Source organism: Cupriavidus sp. GW823-FHT06D04 (genome assembly GCF_058795055.1).
The window spans coordinates 103,666-124,125 of record NZ_JBXAHL010000022.1 but is presented as its reverse complement, the minus strand read 5'-3'; the positions used below and the strand labels follow the sequence as shown (position 1 = coordinate 124,125).

The 20,460-nt window shown below is 64.6% G+C and carries 21 protein-coding genes; 12 read left to right on the top strand and 9 right to left on the bottom strand.

Annotation, left to right across the window (positions count from 1 at the left end; translation table 11 throughout):
- Positions 1-180 precede the first annotated feature (180 nt).
- From AC1Q7H_RS24615 to AC1Q7H_RS24605, 3 genes are all read right to left on the bottom strand, one after another.
- Entirely contained in the window at positions 181-642 is a 462-nt protein-coding gene (locus AC1Q7H_RS24615) for a hypothetical protein (RefSeq protein ID WP_492381834.1), read from the bottom strand.
- A 209-nt stretch (positions 643-851) separates the two neighbouring features.
- A complete protein-coding gene (locus tag AC1Q7H_RS24610) occupies positions 852-1,091 on the bottom strand; it encodes a hypothetical protein (RefSeq protein WP_013953606.1) in 240 nt (79 codons plus the stop codon).
- A 117-nt stretch (positions 1,092-1,208) separates the two neighbouring features.
- Positions 1,209-1,412 carry a hypothetical protein gene (locus tag AC1Q7H_RS24605; protein ID WP_010812739.1) on the bottom strand — a complete coding sequence of 68 codons (204 nt, stop codon included), beginning with the start codon at positions 1,410-1,412 and terminating at the stop codon, positions 1,209-1,211.
- Between the two features lie 179 nt (positions 1,413-1,591).
- On the opposite strand from AC1Q7H_RS24605, the gene AC1Q7H_RS24600 reads away from it, so the two are divergent.
- A complete protein-coding gene (locus AC1Q7H_RS24600) occupies positions 1,592-1,900 on the top strand; it encodes an EthD family reductase (protein WP_013953608.1) in 309 nt (102 codons plus the stop codon).
- A gap of 117 nt (positions 1,901-2,017) precedes the next feature.
- On the opposite strand, the gene phaP4 is transcribed toward AC1Q7H_RS24600, so the two are convergent.
- Positions 2,018-2,587, bottom strand: coding sequence for a TIGR01841 family phasin PhaP4 (gene phaP4 / locus AC1Q7H_RS24595; RefSeq protein ID WP_492381833.1), 570 nt, complete (start codon positions 2,585-2,587; stop codon positions 2,018-2,020).
- Between the two features lie 1,020 nt (positions 2,588-3,607).
- On the opposite strand from phaP4, the gene AC1Q7H_RS24590 reads away from it, so the two are divergent.
- The 3 genes from AC1Q7H_RS24590 (at position 3,608) to AC1Q7H_RS24580 (ending at position 5,191) form a co-directional block, all read left to right on the top strand.
- The gene (locus tag AC1Q7H_RS24590) at positions 3,608-3,982 is read left to right on the top strand and encodes a hypothetical protein (RefSeq protein WP_010812735.1); all 375 of its coding nucleotides are present in this window, start codon (positions 3,608-3,610) and stop codon (positions 3,980-3,982) included.
- A 249-nt stretch (positions 3,983-4,231) separates the two neighbouring features.
- Entirely contained in the window at positions 4,232-4,435 is a 204-nt protein-coding gene (locus AC1Q7H_RS24585) for a cold-shock protein (RefSeq protein ID WP_013953610.1), read from the top strand.
- Between the two features lie 276 nt (positions 4,436-4,711).
- Positions 4,712-5,191 (top strand): YMGG-like glycine zipper-containing protein, encoded by a 480-nt coding sequence (locus AC1Q7H_RS24580; RefSeq protein WP_492381832.1) that lies wholly within the window; start codon positions 4,712-4,714, stop codon positions 5,189-5,191.
- A gap of 166 nt (positions 5,192-5,357) precedes the next feature.
- Here AC1Q7H_RS24580 and AC1Q7H_RS24575 read toward each other — a convergent pair whose 3' ends face one another.
- From AC1Q7H_RS24575 to AC1Q7H_RS24565, 3 genes are all read right to left on the bottom strand, one after another.
- Entirely contained in the window at positions 5,358-7,502 is a 2,145-nt protein-coding gene (locus AC1Q7H_RS24575) for a penicillin-binding protein 1A (protein WP_492381831.1), read from the bottom strand.
- A 345-nt stretch (positions 7,503-7,847) separates the two neighbouring features.
- Positions 7,848-8,186 carry a hypothetical protein gene (locus AC1Q7H_RS24570; protein WP_013953613.1) on the bottom strand — a complete coding sequence of 113 codons (339 nt, stop codon included), beginning with the start codon at positions 8,184-8,186 and terminating at the stop codon, positions 7,848-7,850.
- A gap of 159 nt (positions 8,187-8,345) precedes the next feature.
- Positions 8,346-9,287, bottom strand: coding sequence for a pseudouridine-5'-phosphate glycosidase (locus AC1Q7H_RS24565; RefSeq protein WP_211982007.1), 942 nt, complete (start codon positions 9,285-9,287; stop codon positions 8,346-8,348).
- 200 nt (positions 9,288-9,487) lie between these two features.
- Between AC1Q7H_RS24565 and AC1Q7H_RS24560 the strand changes: the two genes are divergently transcribed.
- The gene (locus tag AC1Q7H_RS24560; RefSeq protein ID WP_492381835.1) at positions 9,488-10,255 is read left to right on the top strand and encodes a ParA family protein; all 768 of its coding nucleotides are present in this window, start codon (positions 9,488-9,490) and stop codon (positions 10,253-10,255) included.
- Positions 10,256-10,409: 154 nt separating this feature from the next.
- On the opposite strand, the gene AC1Q7H_RS24555 is transcribed toward AC1Q7H_RS24560, so the two are convergent.
- Positions 10,410-11,360 (bottom strand): LysR family transcriptional regulator, encoded by a 951-nt coding sequence (locus AC1Q7H_RS24555; protein WP_492381830.1) that lies wholly within the window; start codon positions 11,358-11,360, stop codon positions 10,410-10,412.
- A 121-nt stretch (positions 11,361-11,481) separates the two neighbouring features.
- Between AC1Q7H_RS24555 and AC1Q7H_RS24550 the strand changes: the two genes are divergently transcribed.
- The 3 genes from AC1Q7H_RS24550 to AC1Q7H_RS24540 all read left to right on the top strand — a co-directional run bounded on the left by AC1Q7H_RS24550 (position 11,482) and on the right by AC1Q7H_RS24540 (position 14,870).
- Positions 11,482-13,311 (top strand): gamma-glutamyltransferase family protein, encoded by a 1,830-nt coding sequence (locus tag AC1Q7H_RS24550; protein ID WP_013953617.1) that lies wholly within the window; start codon positions 11,482-11,484, stop codon positions 13,309-13,311.
- A gap of 61 nt (positions 13,312-13,372) precedes the next feature.
- Positions 13,373-14,350, top strand: coding sequence for a Bug family tripartite tricarboxylate transporter substrate binding protein (locus AC1Q7H_RS24545; protein ID WP_013953618.1), 978 nt, complete (start codon positions 13,373-13,375; stop codon positions 14,348-14,350).
- A 1-nt stretch (position 14,351) separates the two neighbouring features.
- Positions 14,352-14,870, top strand: a complete 519-nt coding sequence (locus tag AC1Q7H_RS24540; protein WP_013953619.1) for a GAF domain-containing protein — start codon at positions 14,352-14,354, stop codon at positions 14,868-14,870.
- Between the two features lie 154 nt (positions 14,871-15,024).
- Here the strand turns inward: AC1Q7H_RS24540 and AC1Q7H_RS24535 are convergent, their stop codons facing one another.
- Positions 15,025-16,314, bottom strand: a complete 1,290-nt coding sequence (locus AC1Q7H_RS24535; RefSeq protein ID WP_013953620.1) for a M20/M25/M40 family metallo-hydrolase — start codon at positions 16,312-16,314, stop codon at positions 15,025-15,027.
- A 725-nt stretch (positions 16,315-17,039) separates the two neighbouring features.
- On the opposite strand from AC1Q7H_RS24535, the gene AC1Q7H_RS24530 reads away from it, so the two are divergent.
- Genes AC1Q7H_RS24530 through AC1Q7H_RS24515 form a run of 4 tightly spaced genes read left to right on the top strand, consistent with a single transcriptional unit; the run spans position 17,040 to position 20,390 of the window.
- On the top strand, positions 17,040-17,903 hold the full coding sequence (locus AC1Q7H_RS24530; RefSeq protein ID WP_114134973.1) for a branched-chain amino acid ABC transporter permease: 864 nt from the start codon (positions 17,040-17,042) through the stop codon (positions 17,901-17,903).
- A gap of 13 nt (positions 17,904-17,916) precedes the next feature.
- A complete protein-coding gene (locus AC1Q7H_RS24525) occupies positions 17,917-18,939 on the top strand; it encodes a branched-chain amino acid ABC transporter permease (RefSeq protein WP_013953622.1) in 1,023 nt (340 codons plus the stop codon).
- Positions 18,932-19,696: an ABC transporter ATP-binding protein gene (locus AC1Q7H_RS24520; RefSeq protein WP_013953623.1), complete on the top strand. Its 765-nt coding sequence runs from the start codon at positions 18,932-18,934 to the stop codon at positions 19,694-19,696. Before AC1Q7H_RS24525 ends, AC1Q7H_RS24520 begins: the two co-directional genes overlap by 8 nt.
- Positions 19,683-20,390 (top strand): ABC transporter ATP-binding protein, encoded by a 708-nt coding sequence (locus AC1Q7H_RS24515; protein WP_013953624.1) that lies wholly within the window; start codon positions 19,683-19,685, stop codon positions 20,388-20,390. Before AC1Q7H_RS24520 ends, AC1Q7H_RS24515 begins: the two co-directional genes overlap by 14 nt.
- Positions 20,391-20,460: the final 70 nt, after the last annotated feature.

Sequence of the window (20,460 nt, the reverse complement as noted above, 5' to 3'; positions counted from 1 at the left end):
CGCCGAAAGGACGCCGACGGCGTCCGCGCTATCCTTCTCCGGCCTAAAGGCCGAGGCTTGCCGCGCACCTGGTCAAGCGGCGGAGCTCCTTCCGTCAACGGGTAGTGCTATCGGTCAGCGCGTCGCAGCTGCGCTCGCAGGCCTGCCCTGCGATGCGGGCAGAAGTCAGGGACTGGCGCATCAATCCTTGTTACGGTCTCTGCCGCGACCGTTGCCACCGTCGGCATCACGATTCCGCCCACGGTCATCACCGCGGTTACCGCCACGGTCATTGCCCCGGTCCTCGCCACGCTCGCCTCGCCGGTCCCGGCCGCGATTCTCCGCGCGCACATCGCCGCGATTCCATCCACGCTTCTCGCCGCGGTTTTCACCTTGATCTCCGCCACGGTTCCAGCCGCGGTTATCACGATCGCTCCAATCACGGCCCCTGTTTCGCTTCTCGTCCCGGTCCCAGCCCCGATCCCAGTCACCGCCCCACTTTCGGTTGCCGCCGTAGTACCTCGCGCCGTCCCAATCGAAGTAACCGCCGCCGTAAATGGGACGCGAGTAGCCGCCGTGGTAGTAGCCGTCATCATAGGGAGCGATGGCGCAGCCGGTGAGAAGTGCTGCCGTGGCTACGGTGAGCACAAATAGGGATTTCATGGTGACCTGCGCTTGCAGTTGGCGAATTTGCCGCAAGGATACCGACGGGCACCTCCCCCGGTTGTAAGAAATGGTGTCCCACAGCGCGGGGGCGGAGCTAGCTGTAGTCGTCAACCCGCGCCGATGACGGCAGCACCGGTCGCCAGCGTGCCTGAGATGGCGAGCCAGTCGGCGAAGGAATCGAAGCGATTTGGGGTAGCCGCATGGGGCTACAAGCCGGTCTTGGTGTTCTCGACGCAAGCCTTTGCGTAAGCGATTGCTTCGGTCATTGCCTCGTCCTCGCTATTGAACGAGGCTTTGATCTTGTGCCGCAAGCCTGGGACAAACTCGTTCGCGTGATCGATTCTTCGCTCGAACAATACCGATGCATCCCAGGTCCCGGATTTGGACTTCCAGACCGTGCAGTGGCAGTAGTACTCCCCTTCTTCGACCCAGGCATGGCTCGACATGGCGACCTCCCATCGTTTCGAGGAATCCTAGCATGACAAAAGACGCCTCATCCGGCATCAACTGCGGCGGCGCATAGGCTGCCAATCCGTAGGTCTGGGGGTCGATTTCAGAGGGGTTCAGCCGTGATCATCTACCCACGCTTTCGCCCAGGCAATGCCGGCTGCCGCAGCACGCTCGAACGAGGGGTAGTACCCCAAGGGATCCGATCCTTCCTCGATGCGGCCGTCCTTCTCAACTGCACCGGATGCCTCGAAGGATCCGTCGCCAAGCTGCTTGGCAAAGCCGCGGACGATGTAGCCCTGGTAGCTTTCGATTGTCATGACGACCTCCGATTCAGATAGGAAAATCGTAGCATGAAGACACCGGTCAACCCGCAGTGCGCGCTGTGCATCAAGCGCGCCGGACGATACGTGTCCTGACGGAAATGGGGTTCACACGCTGCAGGGAAGCTACACTGGCAAGCTCGGGCTCTATCTAACTCACGCTTGGAGGAACCACGATGGCAAAGCTGATGGTGCTATACAAGAAGCCTGCGGACACGGCGGCGTTTGATTCCTATTACTTCTCGACCCATGTTCCGATCGCCAAGAAGATCGCCGGCCTGCGAAGCTACGAGGTCAGCAGCGGCCCGGTTGCAAGCCCAGCCGGCGATTCGCCGATTCACCTGGTTGCGGTGCTGAGCTTCGATTCGCTGGCGGCGCTCCGGCAGGCAATGGCTTCGCCTGAGGGCGCCGCCGCAGCAGCTGACCTGGCCAATTTTGCCCAGGCCGGCGTTGACATGCTGATATTCGACACGAAGGAAGTTTAGGCCGGCGCTTCGCGGCCCCACTGCGGCACAGAGGAGGCGAGAGATCGGCGGCGGTGCAAAGCACATGGCCGCCTCCAGCGCTCCACCTCTTCTGGCTTTCCAGGAGCCAAAGCCGACTTAATTTGCAGCCGCCTTTGAGGCCTGTGCCGCACGACGTTGCATGCCTTTCGAGGCCACCTGCGCAGCAGTATTGAAGCTGCTCTCGGCCACTTGCACGGCCTGCTTTGCCGTCGTTTGCATCGACTCATAGAGCGTAGTGGTCGCGTTGACTGCCTCCTGCCAGGCAGCCAATGGCGCCGCCGCCGTGCCGGCTGGCGTTTGGCTCACCACGCTTCCAAGGAAGTCTTGCAGATCCTGCTTGCCTGCCGTGTATTGGACCTCGGCGACCTTCTCGAACTCCGCCCGGGTGGCGGCGAGGATGTCGTACAGTTGACGGCGATACGCCAAGACATTGTCGGCTGCGGGTTGAAATAGCTCGATTTGCAATTCGACCAGTTCTTGCGGGTCCTTGGCTGAGAGCGCTTTCCTGGCGCCTTCTCGTGAATCAGCCAGCGCCGTCTTCATCGTTTGCAGATTCAGCTCCAGCAGTTTTTCGAAGCCCTCAAAGGCCTTGCCGGTCAGCCCGGTCAGGGCTTCAATGCCTGCCATCTGGACCTTCATGAATTGCTCGGGGGACCACTGAGTCATCTTGCGTCTCCTAAGTACGACCCGCCACCTGAGCCATCCGATGAGAGCTCCGACGGGACGTGAATCGATTGGAAAACGATGGCTGCATTGTGACCCTGGCAGGCCACGCCGATCAGCCAAAAGCGCGCCAACGTCCGCAGTCACTACCAGCTAAAGCAATACGCTCATAAGCAGGCCTGGCGAGCCTGACCTTCCCTTGCGCGAACTCGGCCGAGGGATTTCAGAAAAGCGTAGCCCTGGATTGTCACCTGAGGGCGGCTTTGGTTTGGCCCAAGGCGCTCAAGCGTAACCAGTTGATACGCGAGCAGCGTATCCATATCCGCGCGGTCCAGCTCCGTTGGGTCGGAGCTGCCGCTTACCAGCACAAGCGTGGCGAATTCATGATGACTCAGCACAGTCGTCTCCCAAGCTGTAGGTTTACTTTTGCTACGGGACTTCACTACCGTCCGTGACAGCCGGCCTGGTTTGCACAGGCCGCTTGTTTCGCCTCGGACGCGAGGTTCTGGCTGGCGGGTGCTTGTTCTCGCACCCGGAACGTTCATCTTAGTTGCTCGCCACCTTGTGTTCAATATGATTGGAAGCATGTCTGACGTAATCCCCAGTATTTTCTCCATTGCCAAAACGTGCGCAGGGGAAGCTCGACGAATATCGCAACGTGATATGCATCCAGGTTCAGGAGCATTCATTCGCCGACCGGCCGGACGGCTTGCATTAGCACCACTCGGCGAGGTCCGCTACCAATATGCCGCTGCTGGGGAAAGGCATTGAGCTTCAGGCCGAATGAGGACCACTCTGTGTCAAAAAAAAACCCGCGTCGCCGGAGCGGTTGCGCGGGTGGTGGTAGCAGGACTACAGGGCGATTCTATATTGACTTAGATTTTTCTTACGTCAGAATTAAGCAGGATCTTGACTCCAAATCTGAAGCCAAGAGTCATGAGCGGGGCGACGTGGCGTTGAGTTCAGTAGCACGTTGAAGCAGGCCGGCGACCCCCGCGCGGGAAGGTGTGAGTGGAGGCAGAAATGACAACGGCTCGGGCTGGAACCAAAGGGGAAGCTATCAGGCTCCTGGAGGCAGAGGGGGTCGCGCTGGTCGAGCTCGACTATGAGTCAGGCTGGCAGGATGCCATTGAGCTCGGGCGCCTGGGTAATAAGGTAGGGATACGGGTGGAGTATCGCGGACACGAAAGCATCGCCGTGAAGTCCCTCGCGGCGCTCATTGCCGGCCTCAGCCGGCCGAAGGTGTCCTTCCGGCAACGGAACCTTTACTGCCAGTTTGCATTGGACCAGCTGGCAGCCAACGAGTTGGTGGCCCTGGAGACAAAGGCCATGAAGGCTGGCGACTACATCCTGGCCGGACACCTGTTGCGGGACGTCGATGCCGTCTGGACTGAGTAAGCCTGGATCGGGGGGATTTCCTCGGATTCGGCGCTCGGAAATTTGCGCACCCCGCCCGTATCGCGACTCGCCCGCCTCATCTTCAGCGCTCTCACCCAGAGGTTAACCCGCAGATACTGCCCGCCCTCCTCTTCGGTATGCTAGGGGTTCGGCGCGCCGTATCGCGTTCAACCATATTCTGGCGACGGGGCGATTCTGGGGCGGGACTTCTCAGCACGCAACCTGTGTGCACTAAATGTCGAGGACGAGATGGCGACTGGCATCGTGAAGTGGTTTAACAGTGAAAAGGGCTATGGGTTCATCACGCCGGATGATGGCGGCAAGGACTTGTTTGCCCACCACAGCGAAATCCAGGGCACCGGGTTCAAATCGCTGGAGGAAGGCGCGAGGGTGGAATTTGAAGTCACGCAAGGTCAGAAAGGCCCACAAGCGTCACAGATTCGCCCGCTATAGTCGCCCTGCGCCGCCTGACGGCCTGAATTGACAAAGCCCTCCACGAATTGCGAAGGGCTTTTCTGCTTTCCGGCTCGTGGCGACCCCATCCTGGGGATCGCTATTTCCTGCGCCAATATCGACTGACAACAGCATTCCGGGCTCAGCGCGACAGGTCTCGGGCTCATGGCGACGGAGGTAGTCGACCACCGTTGCGAGTTTCAAACGGAGCCGCTTGCCGCCCCGTGTAAACTCCTGCATCGGCGGATCGCCAACCATCCCCTATTGAGGAAGAACATGACTCGACAATCACTTCGTACGCTGTGCCTGACCCTGCTGCTAGCCGCTGCCACCACACCGGCGCTGGCCGATGACCTGAAGAACGCCGTGGGAGGCGGTCTGGGCGGTGCCGCGGGCGCGGCCGTCGGTGGCGCACTGGGCGGCAGCACGGGTGCCGTGATCGGCGGCGCGGTGGGCGGCGGTGCGGGCGGCGCGGTGACTACCAACAAGAAGGAACGGACTGGCGCCGTCGTGGGTGGCGCGCTGGGCGGTGGCGCCGGCGCGGCGGCCGGCAATGCCCTGGGCGGCCGGACCGGCGGCATCGTCGGTGCCGCGGCCGGTGGTGCAGCGGGTTCGGCGCTGGGCGGCAATGTGTCGCGCAACAACTATGCCGATGACCACAGGAACGGCAATGTGTCGCGCAACAGCTATGGCGACGACAAGAACGGCAATCGGGGCAAGCACAAGGGCCAAAAGAAGCATCGTCACGACGACTGAGCGAGGCGACGCGCGATGGCGCCCGTCATTGGGGCATCTGTCCCATCGCGCGCTTGACCGCGTCGCGCGCCGGGTTCCGGACGGCCGCCGCTGCGGTCGACCGGCTCGGGTCGCGCTGCGTCGGCGGAAGCTGTGAAGGCGAATTTCGCGTCCGCCAGCGTCGGCGTCAAAACCTCCAGAACAGGAAGTGCCGATGCTGTTGCGCCTGGACCTTGCGAGGAGCCCTGGTCTCAGGGGTGAGCCGCGCGTCCGGATCGATCACCCGCGCACGCAGCGCCATATCGTAGAACGCGCCCACCATCGGCAGGGCGCTATGCGCGCCCTGGCCCCAGTCGTTGCCGAGCGTCACACGTCCATCGTCAAAACCCACCCACGCGCCCGCGACCAGTTGCGGATGCATCAGGATGAACCAGCCATCCGCGTTGTCCTGCGTGGTGCCCGTCTTGCCGGCCACGTCGGCGCGAATCCCGAAGCGCGTCCGGATACCTGCGCCGGTGCCCCGGATAACGACGTCGCGCATCACATCGACGAGCGTTTGCGCGGCGGCGGCGGGCAGTGCCTGCTCCGGCGCTGCGCTCGCAAATTCGGCGAGCACCTTGCCGTCGTGATCCTCGATGCGGGTAACCATGCGCGGCTCGACATAGGCGCCACGGTTCGCGATCGTGCTGTACGCCGATACCATTTCCTTGAGCGTGACCGGGCTCGTGCCGAGCGCGAGCGACGGCACCGCTTCGAGCGGACTGTCGCGCACGCCCATCGCGCGCGCAAGCCGTGCGACCTTCTCGGGGCGTTCCTTTTGCATGAGCTGAGCGGTGACGCGGTTGCGCGAATACACTAGCGCGTCGCGCAGCGTCATCGGCCGGTCGGTGGGCGGCGCCGCGTCGGTAGGCCGCCAGGTCGCCTGGCCGGCCAGTGGAATGGCGACGTTCCGGTCTACGATCGTATCGCTTGGCCGCGCGCCGTCCGCGAACGCCGCCCCGTAGACGAACGGCTTGAAAGTCGAACCCGGCTGGCGCCGGGCCTGCTGAACGTGATCGAACGGTGCGTCACTGAAGTCGCGACTACCGACCCATGCCTTGATATCGCCGTTGCGCGGATCGATCGCGACAAAACCCGCCTGGACCTGAGTCTTGCTCCGGCAGAGTGCGCGGACGAACGTCGGGTTGGTGCCGAGCTTCCTGAGCGCCGCCTGATCCGATTGACCAGCATCGCGTGCGGCGCGATAGTCGGGCGTTTGCCGGATGAACGTCCGGAACAGGTCGTTGCCAGGCCAACAGCCCGTGCGTTCGTTCCACGCCCCGTTCGCGATCCATTGCAGCTGGCTCGCCTGCCAGTCCATCGCCTGCACCGCCATCGCCTGCAGACGGTAATCCATGGTCGTGCGCACGACCAGCCCGTCGGCGTATATGTTGTAGCCATTGCGGCTGGCCCATGCGATCAGCCATTTGCGCAGCAGCGCGGAAAAATGCGGCGCCGCGCTTCGTGGCGCGGTCTGCAGTTCGAAATTGACGTTAAGCGGTTGCCGGCTCAACCAGGAGTAAGCATCGGGCTTGAGCTTGCCGTACTTGTTCATCTGCCCGAGCACCGTGTTTCGCCGCTCCAGTGCGCGCTCGGGATTCAGGACCGGGTTGTAGGTGCTGTTGGCCTTCAGCATGCCGACGAGTGTCGCGCTTTCGAGGATGTCGAGCTGATGCGCCGATTTGCCGAAGTAGGTGCGTGCGGCCATTTCCACGCCGTAGGCGTTATACAGGAACGGCACATTGTTCAGGTACGTCTCAAGGATCTGGTCCTTGCTGTACACGGCTTCGATCTTGAGCGCCGTGATCGCTTCCCTGATCTTGCGCGCGAGGGTCGGCGCGCGGCCGACTTCGTCGGGATACAGGTTGCGCGCGAGCTGCTGCGTGATCGTCGAGCCTCCCTGCCGGTCGCCAGAGAACGTATGCAGCGCGGCCGACGCGGTACGCAGCCAGTCGATCCCGTAATGCTCATAAAAGCGGCGATCTTCGGTGGCGACCAATGCAGCCACCATGTACGGCGAGATCTGCCCGAGCGATACCCACTCGCGATTGACCGGTTTGAATTCGTCGATCACTCTGCCGTCGGCCGATACGATCAGCGCTGGGCGGTCGATGCGGGCTTTGCGGATGTCGCCGATGCCCGGCGTAAACGGCACGAGCGCCAGCACGTACAGCAGAAACAGCGCCGGCACTGCGGCGAGCGTCAGCATGATGCCGCGTCGCGTCGGGTGGCGAAGCCGGCGCAGCGCGCCGGGAAAGACGCGCCTGGCTATCGTGACGCTGGCAGCGGCCATGGATTGGATGCGGATGAGCCACCGTGCGCAGTACTCACGACAAAACAATAGACAGCGGCGATTCACGGTGGCGGGACGCTTTGCGGAAAGAGCGGGATCGTACCAAAGCGGAAGGAAGCATCTGTTGTCAATACGGGGCTGCGCGGGCGGCATTAACAAACGATTACATTTGTTGCGTACGGCCAACGTGCGCTACCTGTGCTCCTGGCTTTGCGGCGGTCATTTTTGCGATCAATGCCGGCGGGCGGCGTATGGCATGCGAGCGCGCGTCGGCGATCCGAACGCCTGCGCTCGATCGCATAGCGAACTGAGGTAGTGAAGCAATCGCCTGACCTCTGATGCGCTTCAGCGGCCCATGCGGCGGTTGTAGCTGCGCGAAATGCGCGCCATCAACGCCGGATCAGGTGCAGCCATGCCGTCGAATTCCACCCGTACGAAGCCGTCTGCCTGCTGGTGAACTCCGGCCATCACCGTGCTGGTATCCAGACTGCCGACCACCACGCCATTGACCGGGTCCTCGACGCTGATCGCCAGGCCCTGGTCGCGCATTGCCTCGGCGGCTGCGGTGAAGGTGCGATCGAAGCTGGCCGGCCCCATGACGGTAAAGGCGCCTGTTCCGGCCGGCTCCAATGTACATGCCGAAAGCGCCAGCATGGCGCCGCAGACTATCAGTGAGAGTCGCATGATGATGACTCCTTCTGCCAGCCCCGGATCGAAAATGTACGCGTTGCGACTTCAGGCGAGTTTTCCACTCCCCGGTCGCTAAATTACAAGATTAGGCGACGTCGGCGCATAGACACAGCTTGCCAGGTGCGCGCCCGCACCCTGCGGACGCCGACCTGCTCACCTGACCGGCTGCCCGATGGCCGCCAATGCCAGCGCCAGCCTTGCCCCCACCTCGGCGTTGTGTTTTACGAGCGCGATGTTTGTCGCCAGGCTGCGTCCGCTCGTCAGCGCCTTGATGCGAGCCAGCAGGAAAGGCGTCACGGCCTTGCCGGTGATCCCCTGCGCCGTGGCCTCGGCGAGCGCCTGCTGAGTCAGCGCGTCGATCTCCCCGGACGTCATCGCTGCCGCTTGCGGCACCGGTGTGCTCAACACCACGCCGCCCGCCAGGCCCAAGTCCCACTTGGTGCGGATGAAGCGCGCCTGCTCCGCCGCGTTGTCCAGCCTGAAGTCAGCACGAAAGCCGCTGTCGCGCGTGTAGAACGCAGCAACATTGTCTTGCTCACAGCTGAGCACCGGCACGCCGTGTGTTTCCAGGTATTCCAGCGTGAGTCCGATGTCCAGGATGGACTTCGCCCCGGCACAGACCACCACCACCGAGGTCCTGGCCAGTTCCTGCAGGTCGGCCGAGATGTCAAAGGTCTCCTGCGCACCGCGGTGCACGCCTCCAATCCCGCCGGTGACGAAGACCTCAATGCCCGCCAGCGCGGCACATATCATCGTGCCGGCCACTGTCGTGGCGCCGAGCCCGCCACCGGCCAGCACGGCTGGCAGGTCGCGGCGGCTCACCTTGTGCACCCGGTCCGAGCGCCCGAGCAGTTCCAGTTCGTCGTCCGAAAGCCCGATGCGGATTCGTCCGCCAATCAGCGCGATCGTCGCAGGCTCGGCTCCCAGGTCGCGGATCAGCGCCTCCACTTCGCGCGCAGTGCGAACGTTCTCCGGGTAAGGCATGCCGTGGGCGATGATGGTCGATTCCAGCGCCACGAGCGGGCGGCCGGCAGCCTGTGCAGCGGCCACAGGCGCACTGAAGGTCAACCAGGAGCGGGCAAGGTCGGCAACCATGTCGATGCTTTCGATGGCGTGAGCCGCATAGTGTGCAGCACAAGGCTGGTCCATGAGGGCAAGCGCGGGACCACCTCAAGGCACCAATGGTACAGCGAGCCCCGGGCCTGGAATATCGTTTCATAGCCGGGCGGGTGCTGCCGGAAACCTCACGCTAAGGTATGCTGCCGCTTTCGGATCGATTCTCTCCAGAGGGGCAAATGCGGCGCGTCGTCTTCAATCAGAAGGGTGGGGTCGGAAAATCGACCATTGTATGCAATCTCGCGGCGATCAGCGCCAGCGAGGGCTTGCGCACCCTGGTCATTGACCTCGATGCACAAGGTAACTCCACCCAGTACCTGCTTGGCGCGCAGGCCGCGGAGGCAAGTCCGACCGCGGCCAATTTTTTCGAGACCTCCCTGACCTACAACTTCAGGCCGGTGGAATTTACGTCCTTTGTCCACCCGACGCCGTTCGAGAACCTAGATGTGATGCCGGCGCATCCTGACCTGGATTCCCTCCACGGCAAGCTCGAGTCCCGCTACAAGATCTACAAGCTACGCGACGCCTTGCTCGAACTGGAGGCAATCTATGACGCCATTTACATCGACACGCCACCGGCCCTGAATTTCTATACCCGCTCCGCACTGATCGCCGTGGAGCGCTGCCTGATCCCGTTCGATTGCGATGACTTCTCGCGCCGTGCCCTCTACACGCTGCTCGATAACGTGAAGGAAATCCAACAGGACCACAACGACGGGCTGCAGGTCGAGGGGATCGTGATCAACCAGTTCCAGCCGCGAGCCAGCCTGCCGCAGAAGCTCGTCGACGAACTGGTAAGCGAGGGCCTGCCGGTACTTGAATCGCGGCTGTCTGCATCGGTGAAGATCCGCGAATCGCATCAGCATGCCACCCCCATGATCCATCTGGATCCGCGCCACAAGCTTGCGCAGGAATACGTGGCGTTGCACCGCGAGCTGGCTGGTTGAAGACGAGACCCTCGCGCGAATCTAAACCGCAATTAAAACAAGTAGATAGGAAGGGATTTCGGGAGAAACCCCAGACGGCCCTGCGACAGCCTGAATGTGTCGGAGCCGGCTCGCGGATGTGGAGGCGTGCGATGCGTGGGATGGGCCATCCGGCTCACTCTTCCTCCCACCGCAACGCCCCCAGGCAAGCAACCAGCGCCGTCACCACATCATCGTCCACCGCCTGCCGCCGCCACATCACCCCCACCGGTGGCAGATCCCAGCTAAGCGCATGCGGCAACGCAGTCGCCCCCTTGGAATCGGCCAGTTCGCTGGCCACCGCCTTCGGCACGATGGTCGTTGCCGCCGGATGCTTGCGCATCAGCGTAGCCATGGTCTTGATCGAATAGGTCTCGACGATCGGCGTGGGCTGCGCCACCCCCGCCACCGCAAAGATGGTGTTGATGGTGCGCCGGATCGGCGTGTTGGGCGGTGGCAGTATCCAGTCGCGCTCGGCCAGCTGGCGCCAGTCGAGCGGGCCGCGCGCCAGCCGGGCCGCTGCCGCGGTGGGCACAACCAGCGCCGGTTCTTCGCGATACAGCGGCTGCTGCGCGATGTCCGCGCCCGGCGCATAGAAAGTGCGCGCCACCACGCAGTCCAGTTCGTGCTCGCGCAGTGCGCTGACCAGTTCGTCGGTGGTGCCTTCGCGTACCAGCACCGAGATCCGCGGTGTCTGGGCCAGGCCGAAGGTGCAGGCGGCGTCGAGCACGCTGCGGCTGATGTACGGAATCACGCCGATGCGCAGCCGGCCCGACAGCCCGGACTCGATCGCTGCCAGTTCGCGCCCCAGCGCATCGGCATCGGCCAGCGTCAGCCTGGCATGCGCCAGCACCGCACGGCCGGTGGGCGTGGGCTCCAGTCCGCGCCGGGTGCGGGTGAACAGCGGCGCCATGAAGATGTCTTCAATCTCGCGCAGGGTCTTGGTGACGGCCGGCTGCGACAGGTTGAGCTCGGCAGCCACCCGCGACACCGAGCGCTGGCGCTCCAGCGCCAGCAGCAGCGGCAGGTGCCTGAGGCGCAGGCGGGACACCAGGTTGTGGACCAGCTTGTCGGGGGCGATAGACACGGGGCCTTCCTGCAATGGAGGAGCAAGTCGCATTACCGGATGGTAATACCACAATAACCAAAGAGGCACTGCTGGTTATTCGCCAATCCTATACTGGCTAGCATCACAGGAGCTGCAAGCCATGTTCACCACCCGTCCCGAGATCGTTGGCACCTTTGGCGTCGCCGCCTCCACGCACTGGCTGGCGACGCAGACCGCCATGGGCGTGCTCGAGCGCGGCGGCAACGCCTTCGACGCCGCTGTCGCCGCCGGCTTTGTGCTGCAGGTGGTCGAGCCTCACCTGAACGGCCCCGGCGGCGAAGTGCCGATCGTCTACTGGAACGAGCGCGAACGCGCCATGCGCACTGTCTGCGGCCAGGGCCCGGCCCCGGCGCTGGCCGATCCGGGCGCGCTGCGCGCCATGGGCCTGGACCTGGTGCCCGGCATCGGCCTGATACCTGCCGCCGTGCCCGGGGCCTTCGGTGCGTGGCTGACGATGCTGCGCGAGCACGGCACGTGGTCGCTGGCCGACGTGCTGGCGCCCGCCATCGGCTATGCCCGCGACGGCTTCCCGCTGGTGCCGCGCATCTCGCGCGCGATCCTGGCGGTGCAGGCACTGTTCCGCGACGAGTGGCAAAGCTCGGCACGGACGTGGCTGCCGGACGGCAAGGTGCCGCGCCCCGGCAGCCTGCATACGCTGCCGGCGCTGGCCGCCACCTACACCCGCATCATCGAGGAGGCCCAGCGCCACAGCGACACCCGCACCGGCCAGATCGATGCGGCGCTGGACTGCTGGTACCGCGGCTTCGTCGCGCAGGAGATCGACGCGTACTGCCGCAATACGCCGGTGCGCGATACCACCGGCGACAAGCACACCGGCCTGCTGCGCTACGACGACATGGCCAGCTGGGCGCCGGAGATCGAGGCCCCGGTCACGCTGGACTTCGGCCGCTACACCGTGGCCAAGTGTGGCGTCTGGAGCCAGGGGCCGGTGTTCCTGCAGCAGCTGGGCATGCTGCGCCACGCCGCTCTGGAGCAGCACGCGCCAGACTCGCCGGAATTCGTGCACCGCATTGCCGAGGCCACCAAGCTGGCCATGGCCGACCGGCTGGCGTGGTATGGCGATCCGCATTTTGCGCCGAGCCCGCTGGCGGCGCTGCTCGACGATGGCTACCTGGCGGCGCGCGCGCAACGCATCGGCACACGTGCGGCGTTGTCGCTTGACCCGGGCATGGTGAACGGCATGGCACCGCGCCTGCCCGACCTGGCCGCGGCCGAGCGCACGCTGCAGCGCGCCGACGTGCGCTTCGGCGTGGGCGAGCCGACCTTTGCCGAACTGCCGCCGGTAGCTGAATGGGCCGAGCAAGAAATCTTTGTCGGCGATACCTGCCATATCGACGTGATCGACCGCCACGGCAATATGGTCGCGGCGACGCCGTCGGGCGGCTGGCTGTCGTCGAGCCCGACCATTCCGTCGCTGGGCTTTGCCCTCAATACCCGCCTGCAGATGACCTGGCTGGAGCCCGGCCTGCCCAACACCCTCGCACCCGGCCAGCGGCCCTGCACCACGCTGTCGCCATCGCTGGCGCTGCGCGACGGCGAGCCATACATGGTGTTCGGCACGCCGGGCGGCGACCAGCAAGACCAGTGGTCGCTGGCGTTCTTCCTGCGCCATGCCGTCCACGGCATGAACCTGCAGGAGGCAATCGACGCGCCGGCCTGGCACATCGATCATTTCCCGGCATCGTTCTGGCCGCGCCAGACGGTGCTCAACCGCATCAGCGTCGAATCGCGCTTTCCCGAGGCGACCCTGGCTGCACTGCGTGAGCTCGGCCACGAAGTGCGTATTGGCGAGCCCTGGTCGGAGGGGCGCATGTCCGCCTGCTCGCGCGAGCGGGACCCCCGCGGCCGGCTCGTGCTGCGTGCCGGGGCGAACCCGCGCGGCATGCAGGGCTACGCGGTCGGACGCTGAACGGCAACCATTAAAGGCCGGCTGTACCTGACAGCCAGGCCAGACATCAAGGAGAAAACCCATGAAGTGCGTCGTGAAATCCCTGCTGCGCGGCATCGTCGTGCTGGCGCTTGGCGTCGCCGGGCTTGCCCAGGCAAGCGAAGCCTATCCGCAAAAGCCGATTACGCTGATCGTGCCTTGGGCGGCGGGCGGCTCGACGGATATCCTGGCGCGCGTGCTGTCCGAGCACCTGACCCGCTCGCTCGGCCAGCCGGTGATCGTCGACAACAAGCCGGGTGCCTCGGGCAACATCGGCTCCGCCATGGTCGCCCGTGCCAAGCCCGACGGCTACACCCTGCTGGTCGGTTCAATGAGCACGCACGCCATGAACCCTGCGCTGATGCAGAACATGCCGTTTCGGGGCGTCGAGGATTTCACCCCGCTGGGGCTGCTGGCGTATGTGACCAACACAATGGTGGTGCACCCGTCGGTGCCCGCGCAGAACGTGAAGGAACTGATCGCCTACGCAAAGGCCAATCCCGGCAAGCTGGCCTATGCCAGCGCCGGCTCTGGTTCCACCAACCACCTGAGCGCCGCGCTGTTCGAAAAGCTGGCCGGCGTCCAGCTGCTGCACGTCCCGTACAAGGGGGGAGCGCCAGCCGTGGTCGACACGGTCGCGGGCCAGACACAGCTGCTCTTCTCGGCCGGCACCCAGACGCTGCCGCATGTGAGGGCTGGCAAGCTGCGCCTGCTCGCCGTGACGGAGTCCAGGCGCTCACCGCTGCTGCCCAACGTGGCTACGGTGGCAGAGACCCTGCCCGGCTACGAGCTGGCGGTCTGGTACGGCGCCTTCGGCCCGAAGGGGATGCCGGCCGACCTGACCGCGCGCCTGAACCGCGAGATCAATGCCGTCATGTCGATGCCCGAGGTGAAGGCGAAGATGAATGCCATCGGCGTCGAAACGACCACATCGACACCGCAGCAGTTCGGCACCATCCTGCGCCGCGATGCCGACCGCTATGGCAAACTGATCCGCGAACTTGGCATCCAGGGGGAGTGACGTGGAAGCAATTCTCGGCAATCCACAGCAGTTGATCGCGCAGGTGAACCGCCTGTGTGATGCCTTGCAGCGTGCGGCAAGTCCGCTTGCAACGCTCGACGCCATTGGGCACGCGACCATGGAGATGCTTGGCCCGGGGTTGCTGACCATCAATGCCTGGTATGCCGATGCCGCGCAGATCGAGCGGCTCTGGTCATCGAGTACTACCGCCTACCCCGTAGGCGGCCGCAAGACCAAGGGCGACAGCCCGTGGAAGCGTCAGCTGCTGGAGCGCGGTGAAGTCTTCGTCGGTGAAGGTGACGCGGCGCTCGCCGAGGTGTTCGACGATATCGACACCATCCGCTCGCTGGGCTGCAGGGCTGTTGTGAACGTGCCGCTCTGCCACGCGGGCAGGGTGATCGGGACGTTCAACTACCTAGCGGATCGGTCGGTCTGGTCTGGCGCCGAACTGGCCGCGTTGCGCACCATGGCCAACCTCACCGTACTGGCGGTCAAGACGCGGCTTGCATCCACCGAATGACCGAGGCGCGTCAAGGCCGTGCCAGGCATTGCCTGAATGAGATGGCATGCGCGGAAGCTGCATGCCGGTGCACTGGTGAGCATCACAGCCCGCCCTACTCGGTAGTCGTGCCTGCGGCGAATCGCCCTCAATGACCTTGAGGGCTATCGCTCGCTTAACGCCCAGCCTTGTCCTGCGAGACGTCCATGATCATCCGCGTCAGCAGGTACAACCGCGGCGTGACCGAGTTCAGATCGACATACTCGGCATCATTGGAGTGAGCACCGAAGCCTCGCAGCCCGAAGCGCTCGATCACCGGCGCCTTGGTGTCCGCAGCCGCGAAGGCGGCATCGGTGCCTCCGCCTTCCGCGGTGTCGTGGACCTGGAGCGTTTCACCGATCTCCGCATAGATGCCTTGCGCATGCGCGGCGAGCTTGCGTGCTGGGTCGCTTACCTCCAGCGGGGGACGGCGGCGCTCGAATTTCACGTCAACCTTGGTGTCGGGAATGAGCTGCTTGCGGATGCGTTCCTGCAGCGTTTTCTCGAGGCTATCGTAGTCAGCGGTGCGCAGCACGCGTACGTCTGCCTGCGCGGTAGCGGTGGCCGGGATCACGTTGCGATTGGTGCCGGACGAGGAGACTGTCCAGTTGACCTTGAGGCCGGTGGCGGGATTGGAGAGGTCGCGCATCTGCAGGACCTGGTGCGACAGTTCATAGAGCGCATTGCGGCCCTGCTCGGGCGCACTGCCCGCGTGCGACGCCTTGCCCTGCGCCGTGAGATAGATCGAACCGATGCCACTGGTCGCCAGCGACAGGCGGTCGCCGGTGACGCGGCTGGCCTCGCATGAGAACACGGCATCCTGCTGCGCGCCCAGCCGGGTCAGCACGGCCCGCGCACCGGGCGAGCTGATTTCCTCGTCGCCGTTGATCAGCACCGTCAGCGTGCCGTAGTCCTTGAACTTCATCTTCTGCAGGATGGCGATGGTGTGCAGGATCACGGCCACGCCGTTCTTGTCGTCGGCGATGCCCAGCCCGTAGGCGCGGTCACCCTCGATGCGGAAGGGCTGCTGGGCCAGCATGCCGCGCAGGTACACGGTGTCCATATGGGCGATCAGCATGATGTTCCGCTTGCCGCTGCCCTTGAACTGCGCCATCACCATCTTGCCCACTTGCTTGGGCGTGTCTTCCATCCGGTAGATTTCGGCTGGCTCGACCAGCTTGGCTTCGGTGGCTCCCAGTGCCGCCAGCCGGTCCCGGATCAGCGTGGCGATGCGGTCCAGCCCTTCGATGTCCTTGCTGCCGGACTCGATCGACACAAGGTCTTTCAAGGTCGCGATGAGTGCGGGCTTCTCCTGTCGTGCGAACTGATGAACCGGCTCGACCGCGGTGGCTGCGGCGGTGCCGGCAAGCGTGGCACCGGCGATGAACAGGACGGCAGCGCGCAGAGAAAAAATGCGGCAAGGCATGGGTAGGGTCTCCTGGGTTGCAGGTTACGGAGCGAAAAAGGCGGGAAAGCAGACAATGTCCCAACGGCCGGCATACAGCGCGCACGAGCATAGCGCGTCGCCGTATGGCGCACAACGGCGGGTACGCAGCCATGGAAGGATCCGCGGAAGCTTCGCACAGCGCCGGGTGGCTCGCCGAAAGCGGCGTAGGTCGGCACATCCGTCACGTACAGCAGTCCATGCAGGGAAAACATAGGGGTCATATGCCCCGTCGATGGCGGCGGGCAGACCCTCTCAGGACTTACCCGCAGGCCAGTGCCCTGCTATTTCGCGGTGCGGAATACTCCGCCGCTTTCCTTGACGGTGCCGCGAAGCCTATGCAACAGTCGGTGAAAACGAACGATCGTGCGGGAACACTCCCGACACCTCGTCACCGGGTCGCAACGCCGCCGTCCTCGTCGACGCGGCCAGTGCCCGGCTTGCCTGGCGGCCATCGCGCCGCATCGCACAGGAGACAACCATGCAGTACCTGCAACACGCATCTGCGCACCCGCACCGTGACCGCCACGGCGCGCCCTGGGCCAGGCCATCCCGCCCGCGCATCGCCGCGCGCGAGCCGGCACCGCCGCCCGCCTGAGTTCCGCCCCCGACTTCCTGACCGTGGCCGCGCCTGGCGCCGCCGCGATGGAACACGCACGGCCCTTGCCGCTGCGTGCCTGGTTTCACGAACCGCACGAGGTACCCCTGTGGCATTGTTCCTTCAACAGTTCCTGAACGGCCTGACGCTGGGAGGCGTCTACAGCCTGGTGGCGCTTGGCCTGACGCTGGTCTACGGCATCCTGCACGTGCCCAACTTCGCGCACGGCGCCTTCTACATGGCTGGCGCCTATGTGTCGTACTTCCTGATGACATCGCTGGGCGTGAACTACTGGCTGGCGATGCTGGGCGCGGCGCTGGCGGTGGCCGTATTGTCGATGGCTGCCGACCGGCTGGTGTTCCACCCGCTGCGCAACTCGCCCGAGTTGCACGACATGATCGCCGCGATCGGCATCCTGCTGTTCCTGGAAGCCGGCGCGCAGGCGCTGTGGGGCGCGGACTTCCACCGCATGCCCACGCCCTATGGCCAGATCGTCGACGTGTTCGGGCTGACCGCGCCGCTGCAGCGCCTGCTCATCATCGGCGCCGCCTTTGCGCTGATGGTGCTGCTGCACCTGTTCCTGACGCGCACCATGACCGGCGCCACCATCATGGCCATGGCGCAGAACCGCGAAGGCGCCGCGCTGGTCGGCATCGACGCCACCCGCGTGACGCTGCTGGTGTTTGCCATCTCCGGCGCGCTGGCCGCAATCGCCGCCACGCTCTACGCCCCGATCAACCTGGTCTACCCCAGCATGGGCAACCTGGTGATCACCAAGGCCTTCGTCATCATCATCCTGGGCGGCATGGGCAGCATCCCCGGCGCCATCGTCGGCGGGCTGATCATCGGCATGGCCGAGAGCTTCGGCGGCTTCTACGTTTCCACCGACTACAAGGACATCATCGCCTTCGTGCTGCTGGTGGTGATCCTGTCTATCCGGCCGCAGGGCCTGTTTGCCGGCAAGGCAGCCTGAGGAGACTCCAGACATGAAAGCACTGCAAGGAAAAACCGGCTGGACGCTGCTGCTGGCGCTGGCCATCGCCTTCCCGCTGATCACGCCCAACAGCTACTACCTGACCGTGATGACGCTGGCCTTCATCTACGCCATCGCCACGCTCGGGCTGAACCTGATCACCGGCTACACCGGGCAGCTGAACCTGGCCCATGGCGGCTTCATGGCCATCGGCGCCTATACACTGGGCATCCTGACGGTGGACCACCAGGTGCCGTTCTGGCTGGCATTCGTGCTGGCCGGCGCGATCTGCATGGTGCTGGGCTATGTGATCGGCGTGGTGTCGCTGCGCCTGAAGGGCCATTACTTCTCGATCTTCACCATGTGCGTGGGCTACATCATCTACCTGCTGATCGAGAAGTGGGAAAGCCTGACGCATGGCACGGTGGGCCTGATCGGCATCCCGGTGCCGGCCGCGATCGGGCCGCTCAGCTTTGACAGCGTGCAGGCGCAGTACTACCTGGTGCTGTTCTTCCTGGCGGTCGGCACCTTCCTGATGCACCGCATAGTCACCTCGCTGCTGGGCCGCAGCTTCATGGCGGTGCGCAACAGCGACGCCCTGGCCGAGGCGCTGGGCATCAACCTGATGCGCACCAAGGTACTGTCGTTCGTGCTGTCGGTGGGCTACGCCGGCTTTGCCGGTGCGCTGTACGCCGGGCAGGTGCGCTTCCTGGGGCCGGATATCGCCCGCACCGACCTGACCTTCGACATGGTGATGTCGATGCTGGTGGGCGGCATCGGCACCATCTTCGGGCCGCTGCTGGGGGCGGTGCTGGTGCCGTGGATCACGCAGTCGCTGCAGTTCATGCAGGACTACCGCATGCTGGTGTTCGGCCCGGTGCTGATCCTGCTGATCATTTTCGTGCCGGACGGCATCGTGGGTTCCTGGCTGAAGAAGCAGGCGCGCAAGGCAGCCGCCGCACGGCGCGGCAAGCCGGCGCAGAACGCCAGCGCCCCTGCAGTATCGACCACCCGCGCCGGAGCCGACCATGCTTGAAATCCGCAACCTGACCAAGAAATTCGGCGGCCTGACCGCGGTGCACGATGTCTCGGTGACCTTCGAGCAAGGCCATATCAACGCCATCATCGGCCCCAACGGCGCCGGCAAGACCACCTTCTTCAACCTGGTGGCAGGCACGCATGCGCCCAGTTCCGGCCAGATCCTGTTCAAGGGCCAGGACGTGGCCGGCCTGCGCGCCGACCAGATCGCGCGCCTGGGCGTGGCCCGCACCTTCCAGGCCACGGCGCTGTTCGACCGCGCCACGGTGCTCGACAACCTGATCGTCGGCCACCGCCTGCGCACCCACTCGGGCCTGCGCGACGTGCTGTTCAACACGCGCCGCCTGCGTGAAGAAGAGCGCCTGTGCCGCGACAAGGCCGAAGCCGCGCTGGACTTCGTCGGCCTGTCGCACCTGGCGCATGAGGTCGCCGCCGACATCACGCAAGAGGCGCGCAAGCGCGTGGCCTTTGCGCTGGGGCTGGCGACCGACCCGGAACTGCTGCTACTGGACGAACCAGCCGGCGGCGTGAACCCGGAAGAGACCGTGGGCCTGGCCGAGCTGATCCGCAAGATGGTGCGCCATGGCAAGACCGTATGCCTGATCGAACACAAGATGGACATGATCATGCGCCTGGCAGACAAGATCATGGTGCTGAACTACGGCGAGAAGATTGCCGAAGGCACGCCCGCGCAGATCCAGCAGGATCCGCATGTCATCGAGGCCTACCTGGGAGCCGACCATGTTGCAGCTTGAACGCGTCTCGCTGTCGTACGGCAGCTTCCGTGCCCTCGACAACATCACCCTGCACGCCCGCGCCGGCGAGCTGGTGGTGCTGCTGGGTGCCAACGGCGCCGGCAAGAGCTCGATCTTCCTGGCGATGAGCGCGATCCACCGCATCAGCGGCGGCAGCATGCGCTTTGACGGGCGCGAGCTGTCGGGCATGAAGCCGTCGCAGATCGTTCAGGCCGGGCTGGTGCACTGCCCGGAGGGCCGCAAGCTGTTCCCGGCGATGAGCGTGGAGAAGAACCTGGTGCTGGGCGCCTACGTGCACCGGCGCGATGGCGCGGGCATCCGCAAGACGCTGGAAGAGGTCTATGAACTGTTCCCGATCCTGCGGCAGAAGAAGGACGATGCGGCCGGCTCGCTGTCCGGCGGGCAGCAGCAGATGGTGGCACTGGGCCGCGCCCTGATGAGCCGCCCGCGCGCGCTGTTGCTGGACGAACCGTCGCTGGGTCTGGCGCCGCTGGTGGTCAAGCAGATGTTCGAGATCATCCAGCGAATCAACCGCGCCGGCACCACCGTGCTGCTGGCCGAGCAGAACGCCTACGCGGCGCTGGGGATCGCGCATCGCGCCTATGTGATCGAGAGCGGGCGCATCGTGATGGAAGGGGATCGGGATACGTTGCTGAAGGATGAGGGGATTCGGAAGGCGTATATCGGGGGGTAGGTTCAGAGGAGCCGGCCCGCGACAGCAAGACACAACCAGACCTAGCAAGCGCAGTACTTTCAGGAGACAA

Coding starts and splice junctions, on each gene's coding strand:
- AC1Q7H_RS24590 (WP_010812735.1), top strand. CDS start 3,608: ATGACAACGGCTCGGGCTGGAACCAAAGGGGAAGCTATCAGGCTCCTG.
- AC1Q7H_RS24560 (WP_492381835.1), top strand. CDS start 9,488: ATGCGGCGCGTCGTCTTCAATCAGAAGGGTGGGGTCGGAAAATCGACC.
- AC1Q7H_RS24580 (WP_492381832.1), top strand. CDS start 4,712: ATGACTCGACAATCACTTCGTACGCTGTGCCTGACCCTGCTGCTAGCC.
- AC1Q7H_RS24610 (WP_013953606.1), bottom strand. CDS start 1,091: ATGTCGAGCCATGCCTGGGTCGAAGAAGGGGAGTACTACTGCCACTGC.
- AC1Q7H_RS24570 (WP_013953613.1), bottom strand. CDS start 8,186: ATGCGACTCTCACTGATAGTCTGCGGCGCCATGCTGGCGCTTTCGGCA.
- AC1Q7H_RS24600 (WP_013953608.1), top strand. CDS start 1,592: ATGGCAAAGCTGATGGTGCTATACAAGAAGCCTGCGGACACGGCGGCG.
- AC1Q7H_RS24575 (WP_492381831.1), bottom strand. CDS start 7,502: ATGGCCGCTGCCAGCGTCACGATAGCCAGGCGCGTCTTTCCCGGCGCG.
- AC1Q7H_RS24535 (WP_013953620.1), bottom strand. CDS start 16,314: ATGCCTTGCCGCATTTTTTCTCTGCGCGCTGCCGTCCTGTTCATCGCC.
- AC1Q7H_RS24525 (WP_013953622.1), top strand. CDS start 17,917: ATGAAAGCACTGCAAGGAAAAACCGGCTGGACGCTGCTGCTGGCGCTG.
- AC1Q7H_RS24550 (WP_013953617.1), top strand. CDS start 11,482: ATGTTCACCACCCGTCCCGAGATCGTTGGCACCTTTGGCGTCGCCGCC.
- AC1Q7H_RS24515 (WP_013953624.1), top strand. CDS start 19,683: ATGTTGCAGCTTGAACGCGTCTCGCTGTCGTACGGCAGCTTCCGTGCC.
- AC1Q7H_RS24585 (WP_013953610.1), top strand. CDS start 4,232: ATGGCGACTGGCATCGTGAAGTGGTTTAACAGTGAAAAGGGCTATGGG.
- AC1Q7H_RS24605 (WP_010812739.1), bottom strand. CDS start 1,412: ATGACAATCGAAAGCTACCAGGGCTACATCGTCCGCGGCTTTGCCAAG.
- AC1Q7H_RS24545 (WP_013953618.1), top strand. CDS start 13,373: ATGAAGTGCGTCGTGAAATCCCTGCTGCGCGGCATCGTCGTGCTGGCG.
- AC1Q7H_RS24615 (WP_492381834.1), bottom strand. CDS start 642: ATGAAATCCCTATTTGTGCTCACCGTAGCCACGGCAGCACTTCTCACC.
- phaP4 (WP_492381833.1), bottom strand. CDS start 2,587: ATGACTCAGTGGTCCCCCGAGCAATTCATGAAGGTCCAGATGGCAGGC.
- AC1Q7H_RS24565 (WP_211982007.1), bottom strand. CDS start 9,287: ATGGTTGCCGACCTTGCCCGCTCCTGGTTGACCTTCAGTGCGCCTGTG.
- AC1Q7H_RS24520 (WP_013953623.1), top strand. CDS start 18,932: ATGCTTGAAATCCGCAACCTGACCAAGAAATTCGGCGGCCTGACCGCG.